The organism is Haloquadratum walsbyi C23 (assembly GCF_000237865.1).
Classification (GTDB): domain Archaea; phylum Halobacteriota; class Halobacteria; order Halobacteriales; family Haloferacaceae; genus Haloquadratum; species Haloquadratum walsbyi.
The window spans coordinates 40,381-55,214 of the sequence record NC_017457.1 but is presented as its reverse complement, the minus strand read 5'-3'; the positions used below and the strand labels follow the sequence as shown (position 1 = coordinate 55,214).

Sequence of the window (14,834 nt, the reverse complement as noted above, 5' to 3'; positions counted from 1 at the left end):
TGACCGTTCGACCGAAGAACGTTTTTTTAAGCATCTGTATAGACTCGATACGAAAACACTTGAGCGAAAACACGCAATCGAAATTGAATTGACTGAGAACCAGTAGCCTATATTACCTCAAAATAGACAGAAAGACATCTTATTCTCTCTATGCTATCGGGCTTTGATTCCAGTGTTCGTCGATGTATTTATTGGCTTCTTGAATGCTCAGAGGCTGAGCTGATGTGCCGGTTCGAACATAGAACTGCTCACTATCATCCTCTTCAAAGAAAACAGGTTTAGGACTATCATCAACCCAGATGACACAGACTTCTTTTTCATCAACTTCTTCAAACCTCACATGAGTATATGCGGTAGCCATCATTTGTCCTAGTCTGTTTGATACTTCTTGTCGTAATTGGAGTCCAAATGAATCCTTACCTTTTTCCATCAAATTGTAGTCTCGGTCGAGACCTTTGATCTCCTTCGTATCATCTTTGACCCCGATTACTACAGCTCCACCTTCGGAATTGGTCAACGCACAGATTTCCTTTGCTACCTCCTTTTTTAGATCTTTATTTGCCTGCTCTCGATATACATCGTACAGGAAAGACTCCTTGAACTCAATCCGAGTATTCTCACCTTTGTGGATAAGTTCGTCTGCTGACTCTTGTTCTTCGTTTCCTTCTTCTCCGACTACTAAGTTTTCCATATAGTCATTGATAGCATCAGCTAATAATTCCCGCCGCTTGGCGAGGAAGTCTTCGTAATTTTGTAACTTCCAAAGCTCTCCATTATCTGGAATGAATTGGGAATCCAATGCACTCGGATGGTCTTCGATTATTTTTGGTAAATAACTCTCTGGTAGTTCGTCTCCCAGTTGTTTGTTTGTGGCTGGAGTGAGGAAAGCACGATTAGCAATTTCGTTGACCAGCTTCCGGTGTGTAGAGTTACCTGAGTCATACTCTTCATAGAGTTTGCTCTTTGGGAAGATGTGGTGGGATTCCAGTTCGTAACTCCCTTTGAGTGGCTCACCTGTTTTCCAGTCCACAGGATCATTCGCACGAATTACGGTCCGTACCATATTATAGAACCGACGTGTTCGTTTCCCACGTCCCTGCAAGTCAGATGCCTGCACCTCTATCCGTCCTCTCTCATCACGAATTTCCTGCATGAGTTGGTCAGTCGGAGACTCCCCATCCAAGAGTGAAATGTCGTGTTCCACGGTCGTATCTGATGAGCCACTGTACCGTGACCACATCATCCCTGAGTAGAGCCACCGCAGGAACTGCGTTTTCTCGTCGTGAGATAGTTGCTTCTCCTGTTTATTCAGATATACGATAAACGGAATGAGAACGTCACGAGTGTTGATGTAGTCTGATGACGGAATCTGTCCGTCATTTTGGAGAACGTTGATCACGTAATCAAAGATACCATCCTTATTATCCTTACCAGCTAATTCGTACCACTGAGATTTGAGTTCATCCTCTGACACGTTGTATACCTGTTCGTAGGTCATTGTTTCGGTGAGAGTTCCAATCATGCATTTCACATAGAAATTGAGATTGAACTCAAATCCTTGGGTAGCTAACTCAGCCTGCTTTTGTTTCATATTCCGGCGGATATACGCCCATTCAGCACTCATATGCGCTAATGCCAACTCTGCATCACTCAAGTGTGTTCCTTGTGAGTTGATTTTATCAAAGAGTTCGATTGCCTCATGAATATCCGCTGACTTCGGGAGGGTCTCGACTGGGATACTACGAGTCGTGACATTTTGGAGTTGAGCGATCTGTTGGTTATACTCTTTTGAAAGTTCCAACACAGGCTCTGGCTTATCACCTAATTTTTTCTGAGCAATAGTCACCCCATCAACCTCACCATTGAAACAGTCAGTTACCCTAACCCACTCAACGCCTTCACGAGTCATCTTGTTTTCAAAATGGAACTTTCCATCGCCGACGTTGAGATAAAGATCCCGTGGGTCATTCTCGGTATCGTCCTCGGTATAGTACGGTGGGATTTCGTCTTTAATCAACATATACAATACTGTCAGTCGTTGTTGCCCATCAAGTAGGACCTCAAAAAGTGCATGTTTTTCTTCGTCTATTGCTTCGTTTTTAATTTCAGGAGGATTCTCTGTTTCCCACGTAAGCAAACTCCCGATAGGGAACTCTTCGAAAAGTGAGTTCATCAACTCCTTTGCCTGTGAGTTCTTCCAAACGAACTCACGCTGGAACTCTGGCAGAACAATAGCATTCGACTCTACTCGATCAAGAAGTTTGCTAATTTCCATATATCCATTGCGTAATTGAAAGTAAAATAACCTACGTAGATACAAAGGACTCAGCTATCTGCTCTAAGCAAATTGAGAGTCTATCGGACTGCTCAACCCTCTCTACCTCACTCCATGCTAACCTGCTCTATATTTAATCAAAGTTAGGATATGTAAATAGAGTCTTAGCTACAGTAATTCCAGTCTAATAGATAGTGGATAACTTGTGAGGCTTTTGGACTGTAAGTCGTACATTTAGACGTTATTCAAAACATATGCCGATACTATCACTAGAATAAAAAGAATCTCAGTCGTCTTCGACGTTAGTTGCAACTGTGAATCAATGATCGGTCCTGAGCCTCATTTAGCCATTGGCTTCAGGGGATTTCATCTGTATAATTCCACTCTGAGGACTTCGACAGGGAAACTTAGAATGATATCTGCCAGTCGTTCCCGTACTATTCGGAACAAGGGCAGGACTCCTTTTACAAGAAAGCCGTCTGCGACAGCTAAGTAGGTCGGGGTAGCTCACTTCTACATTACAAACAATTCAATTATCAAGCGAGAAGCATATGTTGGATAGGTATAATGATCACATGTGACTGCAATTGCGTTCATTCTCTTCTGGATACCGATCATATTTGCTTTGATGATTGGGGCATCATATATCGGAACAAAATTTGCTCTCCAATCATATTTCGAGGACAAAGACCCACCATCTGATTTTATTGGACTAGAAGACAAGAGGAAATGATTAGTTGGGTGGTCAACCGGGATGACTGTCTGTGAAGCTGACTGTAATGAATATCGGGACTACTGGTTTTTTGCTATCAACATCAACATAGCTGCACTGATAACAAAATGAATATTATTTCATGAAACTCTCCAAATATTTCACTCATGTCGATATCATATATTGTATACAAAAATATCGTTTATATCGATACGTACAGAAACATACATGACGTTTTGATGCAGCGTAACTCAATTAATACGAGTAACTGTGATTGCGTTCTGACTCCTGACATTTCAAGATTGTCTAGACTATGATCGCACAAAATAACCGATAACTACCCGTTGACTGTCCACCCACGTGTCGCATCTTTCCAAGTATAATCTGCTCTATGTCTTTGATATTCCGCCCAGAGTTCAAAGCCGAAATGCAACAGATGGATCCAGCACAATTTAAACAATCTATCACAGGTATCTGATCATATTGGGTTTCATTAGAAATCACTGACATCCCGTCCTGCTCACTCAGGAAAATAGTGAGCGAACCCATCGAAGCAGTCGTCGGAACCGGCTTGGAGATTCAGTAGCATCTACGTCGACATTACGTGATAGCTCGATATCCGCAAAGTGATCGTCAAAGACTTCGAACGCCTCAATTTCGTCAATCATCTCGATCAACTCTTCACCGTTCACTAACAATACTTCGAGTTCAGGTGCGAGTTCACGTGCTTGCCAGGAGAACGTTCCCGTTGTCACGATTGTTACTTGATCGACATTCTCTTCTTGCAGTCGGAGGCTTGCATACTGTTGGACTTCAGGGCTCCCGACCGATGTCGATGGTCCATACCGCTTAGCTTGAATCAGTTGCTTTTGATCACCGGTCACAGCGACGACATCAATACCACGATCCCCTGGTTTCCCAACAACACGTGTATTCCAGCCAAGAAACTCCCACACATCGCTTACAAACTCCTCGAACGCCTCCGGAGCCATCTGTTGTAATCGCTGACGTAGATACTCATGTGTCGGGGTCTGATACTGAACTGAAGACCCGGCTGTTCCGTCTCCCATATGATGTCTGCTATCTCTAGATTGAAGTACAATTTGGGGGGCTATCGCCACTCATGGTAATACTACCGCCATTGGTAGTGGAGAGAAGGCAAAAAACACAAGAACATAAGCTGTAATACTGTATGGTTCTAAATATGACATTCTTCACAGCCGACGATGTTCTCTCCATATAGCACAGTTGAGAGGTCTGATGAGCCTGTTACAGTTCAGTTGGATGACTCAATCCAACACGCAGTGAGTGTGATGCTGAATAGTGACTTTGACCAGTGACTCAGCTGAGTCATATGCTATTCTTACACGGCATGACATCCTGTATATTTCATTAAATACCAAGTTGAGCCATTTCTCAAAATTGGAGGGATTGAAGAGGCGATTCGGTATTTATTTTCCAACTGCTCTCATGATTTGGATCAGCAAATATCGGGAACACTTGCAGGGTGAGCTAAGAATGACGAGAGATATGTTCCTCCTAAAACAGTTCATGAATGTTCATGTAGTGAATATCAGACGTTTATGATGAAAATATTGAGCAATTCCTAGAATGCGTTCTAGAAGAAAGTGACATGATATATAGCCTTCTCGAGAGTGTCTGCAAGACTCGGAATGCTCTATTTGACTTTCGAACTGAGGCTTGTGAAGTCGATTAGCATCAACCAGATATCGCTCATAACTACCTCATGGGCATCATTAAGCACATGTGATCTTTCAGAGGTATTACTATCTTATACATAGTCGATTCATACTCAGAAGTCCAGAATGACTCTTTTCAATCTGCTCACAGAGTGAGATCAATATGGAACAGAATGAACCCCTGCAAGGTCGATTCCTCGGACTCCCATACGACTTGAGAAAGCCGACGCTGTCAAAAGTGAAGAAAAGATTCTGGAACCCAGAAGATGAGCGACTACTCACTCCAATGGTCTTTGGATGGGGATACGCGTTAAATTTCTATCGACTGGCACACGCTCTACGGCTAATTTGAGCGCAATCACCTCCATTGCTCAATTCAAGTGATTTAGGACGTTCGAGTGAATTCTTCGCTTCTGATATCCATTTCTTATGTAACAATTGCCCTTGACCCAAATAGATATTACATAAGGTCAGATATGCTAGTACAACGACTTAGCTGTGTTGTGCTGATCTTGTCGTGACGATATGCATCAGAATGCATCGTCGAGTGCAAAAAGATGTCAGGAATGAATATATAGACGGTATACGAATTGGCTGTGTATGGTGAATTCCACGATACTGCTGGATTCAATTCTGAAGATATTACAGGTATCATGATCAATTCGCACGGGGTTCCTAATGTCACATTAAAATAAATTGCGGATATAATATCTATCAGTCGTCCAATTTTTTGCTCACCTCTTCCGGTCTCTCACGGGGACAGTGAGTGCAAGCACCAGAAACGACTCACAGACTCAATACCTCAATAAAGAAGGGAAATATCTATGTATATATGTTGTGACAAGACCGTAAAACATCTAAAACCGTGTAAGAACTTCGAGATTAAACATATATGCATGTTTTAAATTATAATTTTCAACACAAAAATTTAGCAAATTCATACACTATCGATGTTCATCGATGATCCTTATCGAGTGCATTCACTCAAGGAATTTATGCTTATACTCTATTGAATAATTTGAGTTTTTCTTATTGAGACATGCGTAAGGTTGACCCATTCCCGTTCGTGTAAATTTTGATCTTGAATTATATGGCTTAACAATTAATCTTTCAAGCTTACCATCATCGTACACGCCTAAGACACTTCTAAATGACTGAAAAACTGCATCGCCATAACTTTTTGCGGTTGGTCTAGAGCAGTCAAAAATTTCCTCAATGTGATCATAAAAATCACGTTTATATACATAGAGCTGGGTATTTTGACCACAATCTTCCCTCAACTTTTGAGAACCCTCTATCGCTCTTTTCAAGGCTCTAACTCTCACATCTTTCTTTTGCTTTAGTACACCAAGTCTAATTATACGCCGAAGTACATTCAAATTGAATGTCATATCTGGTTTTAATCCAACCCATGGCGTCTGACTGTCTAAATTAAGCCCCCTTCGTTTAAGATCTTCTCTTAAGAGTTGATCCTCTCTTTCTCTGTCAGAATTAATACGATCAGATAGTCTGATATTATACTCTTCATCATCTCCATCAATTAACAACTCAACAAAAGGATGCAGTTCCTCAATATTATCCTTATCTCCATTGTTTATTTTGATGAATTGATCAATAACTGTGAGCTTGTTAAATCTCGTATTGTATGGCATCCGGATAACCTGATGAATTGCCTCAGAAATCGCTTGAGATACGCCTCTCGGTCCATTTTCTTCCTTCAGTGTTTCAATGGTACTTACAGGAAGATATATCACCGTTTTCTTCATCTCAGAATAATCACTGTAATCTGCAGAGTCAGCTTCATATTTCAACTGCTTTATTGGATCAGCTTCTTCATTGAAAATATTTTTTTTGCGAACATCATCAGACTGAGTGACTCCGATAACATCTGCAAGAGTTTTATATATATGATCCTCAACAAAGGTTAAACGGTCTGAAAGATACGAATGTGCCAAATGAAGCACTTCATAAACAACTAAACCCTTAGTATGTGCCTTATTTGCTCTATTAGTAATATATGCGACCTCTCCAGAGCTTAACGTAGCTGTAAACCTTTCTGAAGACTCATTACGATACACTGTTGCCCGTTGTGATACTGTCATAACAATTACGAAAACGCATACATCCCCCATCAATATATCGGCATTTTGTATAAAATAGTTATTTAGTAAGAACTAATCCACAATATTCTGCAAATTAAATCACACTCCCAAATTCACATATTCGGAGCTTAATTTCCGGGTTTACTCGCTTCTTTGTTATAACAATAAATTCGCTATTGAATTTAAATTCTATGAATTTCAGGTTATTTTTATGCATACAATAGCAATTGAATTTGATTCGATTGTAAGTTTTAGAAAAGTATCACTCTAATTCAAGCATGTCAGAATAATATCGCTCAACAATTTGAGCAGTTTCTGTGTTGGATGATATAATAAAGTTAGAATATCGTATTTCGTATTCGAATGCATCAGTAATATTTTGCTCTAATCTCAGGTGAAGATTTCAACTGTTCAAAATATTTTTTTACGTCTCTATATGTGGGGAGGGTATAACTCTCTGAACTGAGAGCTTACTAAATTATAAGATTCTTACGGTACTACCATATGAGAGTCGCACAGAATACAGATAAAGGGATTCATGCAAAACTAATAATTTAGACTGAAAAACGAATTATTTCACTGAGAATCTGCAGCCATATTTTGACCTTACATATTAGATCACAAACGTAACAACTTATTTAGTAGTAGTAAGTAGTTTAGTATATAATTAGTAGTATAGTAGTAGTAGTAGTAGTAGTAGGAAGTAATATTTTCAATATGTAAATTTTTAAAATTGGCTGAGACGTCTGTTTTTAATGTTTTAGAAATCTGGAGGGAACACTCACACCCTCTGTGTATATAGAGACGAAAAAAAATATTATTCGATCTTATACTTTCAAGACTTTCGTAAGCCTCTCACTAATTATATTCTTCCTTTCTTGTTCTCTTTTTACGAATATGGGCTCTCAGATCAGACTAGCTGAAAAAGTTGTAACGATGTGGATTGGTATGGCTCTAATAAAAATTTGCTAATTTTAGCCTCTCAACTAATTATCTAGTTTGGAATATCTCAACAACTTTTGTAAGGTTCTCACTCATTATCACGATCGTCATCAAAGATAAAATGGAATAATTCTCAACGTCTATCTGCGTTTTTCCATTCAGTATAATTTAAATGAAAATACTCTAATATGTCTGTAATAATCTCACTTCTTTCTTCAGTCCATCCTTCGTCTATTTTTTGTAGTATTTTCTCAGTCTCTTCAGTTGGTTCGTATTCAACAGTCGTATTATTCCATTATTTTTCTGATTCCTGTGGTCAGTTGGTATCCAACTGTCATACGATTACGCTTCACAATTTATTATTTGAGTGGTTACTGCATAAATCAAAGCTTAATCATCATATACTTTTGATCTGTCTTGTGTTGAATTGCTTATTATTGCTCTACTTATATTCAGCCCTCGTGCAGCTGCTTACCTGCTTACCTGCTTGAGTTATTTGATTGCACTATCTTGGGTGCTATCCAAATTTAATAATAATTGTCAGCTGGATGTAATTTGCCATCGTTTTTTAATAACGATGTTAATAAAAAAGTTGCCTGAGATCTATTATGTTAGACAAATATTTTCGAGAGGAACACTCATTCGGAAAAAGAAAATTTCGTGATATACACTCATTAAGTATCTTAATTGAACCAAGGAGCTTCGTCGTTGAATCAGATTTCCTAGAGAAATTCAGGATTTGATCTTATATTAGCTCTGTGTGAGTTGGATCACGCATACCTCTAGATTCTAAGTTTTATGAGAAATAAGGAAAATAATTGAGAGGGAGTGATTAAGCCCCTCCAAGAATTACATAAAATATTTCATCCAATTCCTCATCAGACATTTTCTGTAGTTGCTCGACTGAATACTCGTCTTCATCACGTCGGATTGCTGGAGTTCGATAGACAACCATCGCATCTTCTGGATGTATCTTTACCTGGTTGAATGCGCACCTGTAGTCGTTATTTTCTAGCACACGTTTAGCGATTGATTCTGGGGCAAGATCATGTGGATCGAGACTATATTCATCTGGATCAGTCGTCATACTAGTATAGTATAATTTATCTTATATATAATTATCGACACTTTGTATTGAAAACTATTTTGAATTGTGGGAGTATCGTAGAGGATATTCTACGCCAGACGATGATCATTCATTTTAATTACAGGCGGGGAGAATTCATACATCAGAATAATTCATGAGTGAGTCTGATGACCTCACTGAGCCTGATATTCGTCGTGCTGTAAGGGAAGGGGTGCATGAAGCAGGGGTATCAATTATCTCAACTGTATTTTGGACGATAATAGCGGTATTTACCATTCTTGTTGGTCTTCAGACAGTTCAACTCGCTTTTCATATAAGTGATTTAGCCAGCTTAGTTTTGATTGTGGTTGGTGCTACTATTGTTGGTGCAAGTGTCTATCTTCTGTATCTTCTTCATTGGGAGCAGTGATAGTCAAGAGTGATTCTCATTTGATGGCAATGTACACACCACAAGTTATGATGGTAGGTTACTCATCAGGTCTTCATATAGCTGCGTTGAAGTTAAGATAGAATTTACTAGAGGAGTATTATGCTGTTCTTGTGGAAGATGAATTAAACATATCACAGAGATATCTTTTGTTACGATGATTATTTTGGTTGATATCTATGTGCTATGAGGTTGTGAAGTGCAGACAGATATTACGGGGCTCGCTAGTAGTCAAAAGAGGACGGAAACTACTGTTTTTCCGTCGGTAGTCGGACAACAAAACTGAATCTTTCTAAATCTGGTCTTAAAAATTATCTCCTGAGTCACTCACAATAAGAAAAGCAATAGGAAATGCGTTCGAAGTATTAGTTATGAAACATTTAGATCACAAATCGAAGAAGATGCTGGAAGCAATCAAGCGATACGGCGAGGCAACGACTACACAGATCAGATATATCACCGGATTGAGTAACAATGACATCACATATCGATATTCAAAACTTTCTAAACTCAATCTAATAGATGTAGAGAAATCTCAACAGACACGTGGTGGCAAAAGAGTCAACAAAGCAGTGCTGACTCCCAAAGGCGAAGACATAGATATCGATGGTGAAATTCCAGAGCCGATTCACCCAGACGTTGAATCCAGATTTACTCACATCGAAGAACAACTCGATCAATTAACGAGCCGACTCAATGCTATCACCAATGCAAAGATGAACACAGACGCTGATGACCGTGGTCGTGGTCAAGAGAACATAATAAAAAGCGATGAAAGTAATGAAATAGACCAACTCCAGCAGAACATGTATCATCATGTGCGTCCGTATATCTATGGACTGCGGCGGAGTCTTGAAGCAGAGTTTGACATCAATGTCGAGGAATATATCAACGAGTATGAATGATTATTTTCTGGTAATTCTAATGAATTTCTCAGCACATGGAATCGATCAGGACAGAGAATATGATCTAAGTTCAGTAGTTGTTTAATTTGATTTTGAAACAGGAACTCATCTCTCTGAGCAACAGGAGTAGTTTCCCGAGGGCATGTTGATTGCTGAAAAGATCTCAACTCATGCCGGACTGTTCCTTTCGTGATACAACAGTATCCTCGTCGTGACCATGATCACGCCCTCAATTGCTCAAATCATGAACAGCTGCACTCGTCTCAAATCCCAATACCGATATTTACACTCGGGTTCGGAATCATTCTCCTATTTGGAACATGAAAGCTAATTATACTTTATGTAATAATTAGACGAAATAGATACAACTCATTAAACAAACTTCAGCAGATTAGGAACGACATGTATAGTTGAAAATCTTCATCATATCGACGGAAAATATTTATACTTTGTAAGTAAGATAGATATAGTTACATTTACTGAACTAGTAACTCGCACTAACACTGTTGTTAGTGCCCAAATTGGTATTGGTGTTAGTGAGCATCGAAAAAGACGCAATTACACCCTCTCAACGAAAGTAAAGTTGTGTAGAAGTAAAGTGTAGTTGTATTAGTATAGTTCAGTTAGATCATAGACTACCTTTTCTAACGTTATATTTACTTACTTTCTTACATACACACCTAATTCGCCACTAACAACAGTGTTAGTGGGACTACCTTATTCTATAATCGAGTTAAGTTTCCCACGTACGGAGCACTCATCGGTCAGTAAAGCTAGTCTCAACCTTTGTTACTGGTATTTACTGTTCACTAACTCTCCAATTTACATTCAATGAGCATGTTCTCAATCTAATCAATTTTAGTATTCACTTCCGCAATAAATTTGTCCGTTTTTCAAGTTGTGGTTGCATCTTGACTGGATGGTCCGATAAGATTCTCCCCTTCGAGCATACGAAGAGAATAATTGATTTCATCTATTCTCTTATTATATCTCATAAACACTTACTGAATGTTAACGATCAGTCACTCCAATCGGCTCCTGATCCTATTAGTGTAATTTATTTTTGATCTGGCGGCACTTCGAATTTACATCCAACTGTCGAGAGGTGCTCAATTAATTATTCTTGTGTCCGCTCAGTGTCATTTAGCACTAACATATCTATGGAGACTCTCCTGGATCCGAATTGGTTTGTTGAAACACAAAGCGGTAGATCGTGTATCTCAGACATGACACGCTGCTCATCTGATCCAGATATATCCATATCATTGATTAGCTTCGAGTCAACGACTTGGATCCTATCGGATCACACATTCACCTTTTTAATATACGCAATTTTTGGACTATCTCTCCCGATATGAGTGCTGACCAGTCAGCGAGTTATTTTCTGTTGAGCCTTATGTAACATATGAATAACATACGGGGCAATTAATTACATAAGGCTCTATTGACGTGAGCATGAATTGCTCCAGTAAAGTCTCCTATCGACCCAGCAGGATACATTGACAAGCACACTGTGGCTGTAATCGCAGATAATCTAGCAGGTAGAATTAATACTGTCATTATGGGGATGGTATCACTGTCAGGAAACATTGAGAAAGTTGTCAGGTATAGATTTGTTTGGATACACACGGTAATTTTTATTTGTTCTTTATTTCTCAGCACATACTGCTAATCGAAACCAGACGCACCTCACGGCGTAGTACATAGATGGGTTATTCTCACGAAAGATGGAGTCTTAGTTGATAGAAACTATCTCATAGTTCATGCCTATCAGTATCATGTCCAGTGTGTCTTGGGAACCAGCAGAAAGCATATTGAATCAAGAACGGTTCTAGATTAATGTGAGTAGCAATATTGCTCCTGCACGTATAGTATCAGCATCGAGAATATATCTGCAATCTATGCGTCCTTGAGCCGATATAACTGTTCAACAATTACTACTCCTCTATTCAACTCACTGATGTCTCTCAATTAGCCTTATATAATAGTTAGATAGGATTGTGAGAATATATTTATATAAGAGTCCCAACCTCTAGCTGCGAAGTCTAAATTAAACTCCTGACGGGCTACTTCTCTGAAGTCATGTTATCGGTGAAAAGTATCTGCCCGAATGGAATAACGATCTAAATTTGACCATATCTTGATCGACGGTTTCTTTGAGCGTGTGTTCTGGTAAATACTCAAATCCACAGTCAATGCTACTCTACTTACTGAGACGGTCACGGATCTGATCTCTGTGTGCCTCCTGAATTCGATACTCTCCGATACGAAATTCAACATCTGTTTCTGCCCATCTTCTCTGTAGCAGGGCGTCTCTCTCACTCTCACTGTATTTTTGAGTGATACCAGAGATAACTCCAGCAAGAGCTTGTCCACTCTCATCCATCGGAACATTGTGTCTATCTCTCATTCGCTTACGAAGTTCTGGTCCAAGGACCCATTCACCGGAATCTGCTAGCACACCAAACAAAGCCTCCTGCCGTTGTGTCAAATCCTGAAAAAATGTTTCACTGAGAGTTCCTTGATTATCTATTTGCGTCATGTTATTCTAATTTTTCATCTTTTAATAAAAGTATAATGGCACTTTGCCTCGTGTTGAATGCAGAATTTTATGATGTTGATATGTAGTCACATTATGCAATGTAACAACTCAGATTAATATCAAGAAGTACGAATCTATCGAAGCTGACGCAGCAGATAACCGAAATTTAAGAATCTGATAGTATACTCTGCTCGTCAACCCTCGGAACGAGGTCCACAGCCTCGATTCGGGTACCCGACTCAAGCAGACTCTGCCATGGTTCATCGAATCTCTCCATCAGGACAGGAACGTTTTCAACAGCTTTCTGTGCTTCTGATCGCAATATGTAATGCGTTTCACCGTCGATTCGTTCACGTTTAATGAAAGCGCTGATACCAGGATTCCCCGGTACTTCTTCAGTCTCGTTAATGCGCTTGCCAAAGGCTCCTAGAACCCCTGTGAGACTTCGTTCCGGATTCTGATGTATTTCCCCTCGAAGTTTCGCCGCCAGTTCTGTTCGGTTGAATGGTTCATCCCGTTCATATAATATTTTCAGTAGTGTGATTTGACCACGCATGAGATCGGTTCGGCATAGTACCCGTGTGAGGGTGAATGGCTGCATAAGTGCTAATGTGGTCATTAACATGTTAAAACCCCGTCTTGGTTAAAACAGAACTCAGAGAGTGATACTGGATATGGTATGAAAGACCTGCTCTTAACTATCTCTTTGCGGAATTTCAACTCACAAATTTGATTGGCTCCGATTGTCCGTGTGAGTAGCATCTCAGAGAAAACTCGTTATTCATCTTGATCGCCTAGATCCGAACCACCTACCTCACGATCACGGAGCTGTCTTAGCGTTCGGTTATCAGAATCGGGAGACTTCCAGTACTTGTAGCCGTTGAGTGAGTTAGTTTTGTCTCGGTCATTTGATTGGTACAACACTTCCTTCGTGAGTCCGGTGAATGAGTATTCTTTCCCACGCCACTTCACATTGTTACTTTGACCTCGTTCCCCAGTAATTTCTGCTCGCCAAAATTCATCGGAACTAGACCACTCGGGGTCGGGGTCAGACGGTGCCTTGTCAGAATTAAAGTAGACCTCATCACCTTTAGAGAGCACATTTTCTCTAAGAAGTAGTTCAATTGTCCGGACTGATGAGGACTCTCGCTGTTTCTCCCGCTTTTCACGACGTCTGGTCATATACTCCTCAGCTTCAGGAATAGGAATAATCTGTTGAGAGTTTAGAATCACATGCTCCTGATGCTCATAAGCCTCGATTTTTATACAAGTAACGTCCATTCCATATTCGTTGGTCAACCATAATACTGGAGACGTAATTTCAGTGCTAAAGCTCCCAGCGGCGAGTATGATACGTGGTCTCTCACTAAGCTCAAAGTCGACCCACCCTTCATCGGTAATAGGCGGGTCTCCCTCGAACTCAGTTAAGAAATCTGCGAACTGTTGACTGACATCTTCGGTTTCGATCTCAGACGCAATCTCTGCACCATCTCGTCCAGTCCAAAACGAGCGATATTCTTTCTGCACTTCTTTTGCAGTTAAAGTGGCGCAGTAGCTTGCGTATTTGATTGCTTGGAGGTCGGTTGTTTGATCAGCACGGTCCCGTTTGAGTTCAACGACAACTAATTTTCCATCTGTATCAATAGCGAGGATATCTAACCTATCAAGTGTATCTTGGAATCCAGCATACTCTGATGTGATTACAAGTAGTTCCTCACCTAAGATAGCTGGTCTCTCAATTATCCACTCCTGAAGATTCTCCGGTTCAGTAAAATTCAGATCAGAGAGCTTTGTCGTCTCAAGACTATCATCTAGTTTTCCACTTTTTTCTATACTTAATATCATAATTTAGTAATATCTTATCAGCTATAAGTCAATTCTCCTAAATAACTCATATCGCACACGAGGAGTATTCATCGATATACAGAGGTGTCTAGATACACAATTCTACCTTATTAACTCAATTATAAAATGATGTACTACCACTAACAGTGTTGTTAGTGGCGAATTGGGTATGTATGTAAGAGAGTAAGTAAAAATAACGTTAGAAAAGGTATACTATGATCTAACCAAACTTATTAATACAATTATACTTTACTCCTATACAACTTTACTTTCGTTGAGAGGGTGTAATTGCGTCTT

The 14,834-nt window shown here is 39.7% G+C and carries 11 protein-coding genes; 4 read left to right on the top strand and 7 right to left on the bottom strand.

What is annotated here, in order from left to right:
• Nucleotides 1-148: 148 nt before the first annotated feature.
• Nucleotides 149-2,275 (bottom strand): GmrSD restriction endonuclease domain-containing protein, encoded by a 2,127-nt coding sequence (locus HQRW_RS14420; protein WP_014554916.1) that lies wholly within the window; start codon nt 2,273-2,275, stop codon nt 149-151.
• Nucleotides 2,276-2,852: 577 nt separating this feature from the next.
• Between HQRW_RS14420 and HQRW_RS15975 the strand changes: the two genes are divergently transcribed.
• Entirely contained in the window at nt 2,853-3,008 is a 156-nt protein-coding gene (locus HQRW_RS15975) for a hypothetical protein (protein WP_158307772.1), read from the top strand.
• Between the two features lie 503 nt (nt 3,009-3,511).
• On the opposite strand, the gene HQRW_RS14415 is transcribed toward HQRW_RS15975, so the two are convergent.
• Nucleotides 3,512-4,057: a restriction endonuclease gene (locus tag HQRW_RS14415; RefSeq protein ID WP_014554915.1), complete on the bottom strand. Its 546-nt coding sequence runs from the start codon at nt 4,055-4,057 to the stop codon at nt 3,512-3,514.
• Nucleotides 4,058-4,850: 793 nt separating this feature from the next.
• Between HQRW_RS14415 and HQRW_RS16855 the strand changes: the two genes are divergently transcribed.
• The gene (locus tag HQRW_RS16855) at nt 4,851-5,039 is read left to right on the top strand and encodes a DUF5808 domain-containing protein (RefSeq protein ID WP_014554913.1); all 189 of its coding nucleotides are present in this window, start codon (nt 4,851-4,853) and stop codon (nt 5,037-5,039) included.
• Between the two features lie 628 nt (nt 5,040-5,667).
• On the opposite strand, the gene HQRW_RS14410 is transcribed toward HQRW_RS16855, so the two are convergent.
• Both HQRW_RS14410 and HQRW_RS14405 read right to left on the bottom strand, forming a co-directional pair.
• On the bottom strand, nt 5,668-6,789 hold the full coding sequence (locus HQRW_RS14410) for a hypothetical protein (protein WP_149031589.1): 1,122 nt from the start codon (nt 6,787-6,789) through the stop codon (nt 5,668-5,670).
• 1,774 nt (nt 6,790-8,563) lie between these two features.
• Nucleotides 8,564-8,818: a hypothetical protein gene (locus tag HQRW_RS14405; protein ID WP_014554911.1), complete on the bottom strand. Its 255-nt coding sequence runs from the start codon at nt 8,816-8,818 to the stop codon at nt 8,564-8,566.
• Nucleotides 8,819-8,972: 154 nt separating this feature from the next.
• On the opposite strand from HQRW_RS14405, the gene HQRW_RS14400 reads away from it, so the two are divergent.
• Nucleotides 8,973-9,227 (top strand): hypothetical protein, encoded by a 255-nt coding sequence (locus tag HQRW_RS14400; RefSeq protein ID WP_014554910.1) that lies wholly within the window; start codon nt 8,973-8,975, stop codon nt 9,225-9,227.
• 389 nt (nt 9,228-9,616) lie between these two features.
• On the top strand, nt 9,617-10,150 hold the full coding sequence (locus HQRW_RS14395) for a hypothetical protein (protein ID WP_014554909.1): 534 nt from the start codon (nt 9,617-9,619) through the stop codon (nt 10,148-10,150).
• 2,203 nt (nt 10,151-12,353) lie between these two features.
• Here HQRW_RS14395 and HQRW_RS15750 read toward each other — a convergent pair.
• The 3 genes from HQRW_RS15750 to HQRW_RS14380 form a co-directional block, all read right to left on the bottom strand.
• Nucleotides 12,354-12,692 (bottom strand): hypothetical protein, encoded by a 339-nt coding sequence (locus HQRW_RS15750; RefSeq protein ID WP_049892392.1) that lies wholly within the window; start codon nt 12,690-12,692, stop codon nt 12,354-12,356.
• A gap of 166 nt (nt 12,693-12,858) precedes the next feature.
• Nucleotides 12,859-13,311, bottom strand: a complete 453-nt coding sequence (locus HQRW_RS14385; protein WP_049892391.1) for a hypothetical protein — start codon at nt 13,309-13,311, stop codon at nt 12,859-12,861.
• 158 nt (nt 13,312-13,469) lie between these two features.
• Nucleotides 13,470-14,537 carry an endonuclease NucS domain-containing protein gene (locus HQRW_RS14380; protein ID WP_014554906.1) on the bottom strand — a complete coding sequence of 356 codons (1,068 nt, stop codon included), beginning with the start codon at nt 14,535-14,537 and terminating at the stop codon, nt 13,470-13,472.
• Nucleotides 14,538-14,834: the final 297 nt, after the last annotated feature.

Excerpts from the sequence above, each read along its gene's own strand:
- HQRW_RS14420 (WP_014554916.1), bottom strand. The coding sequence starts at position 2,275 with ATGGAAATTAGCAAACTTCTTGATCGAGTAGAGTCGAATGCTATTGTT.
- HQRW_RS14415 (WP_014554915.1), bottom strand. The coding sequence starts at position 4,057 with ATGGGAGACGGAACAGCCGGGTCTTCAGTTCAGTATCAGACCCCGACA.
- HQRW_RS16855 (WP_014554913.1), top strand. The coding sequence starts at position 4,851 with ATGGAACAGAATGAACCCCTGCAAGGTCGATTCCTCGGACTCCCATAC.
- HQRW_RS14410 (WP_149031589.1), bottom strand. The coding sequence starts at position 6,789 with ATGACAGTATCACAACGGGCAACAGTGTATCGTAATGAGTCTTCAGAA.
- HQRW_RS14405 (WP_014554911.1), bottom strand. The coding sequence starts at position 8,818 with ATGACGACTGATCCAGATGAATATAGTCTCGATCCACATGATCTTGCC.
- HQRW_RS14400 (WP_014554910.1), top strand. The coding sequence starts at position 8,973 with ATGAGTGAGTCTGATGACCTCACTGAGCCTGATATTCGTCGTGCTGTA.
- HQRW_RS14395 (WP_014554909.1), top strand. The coding sequence starts at position 9,617 with ATGAAACATTTAGATCACAAATCGAAGAAGATGCTGGAAGCAATCAAG.
- HQRW_RS15750 (WP_049892392.1), bottom strand. The coding sequence starts at position 12,692 with ATGACGCAAATAGATAATCAAGGAACTCTCAGTGAAACATTTTTTCAG.
- HQRW_RS14385 (WP_049892391.1), bottom strand. The coding sequence starts at position 13,311 with ATGACCACATTAGCACTTATGCAGCCATTCACCCTCACACGGGTACTA.
- HQRW_RS14380 (WP_014554906.1), bottom strand. The coding sequence starts at position 14,537 with ATGATATTAAGTATAGAAAAAAGTGGAAAACTAGATGATAGTCTTGAG.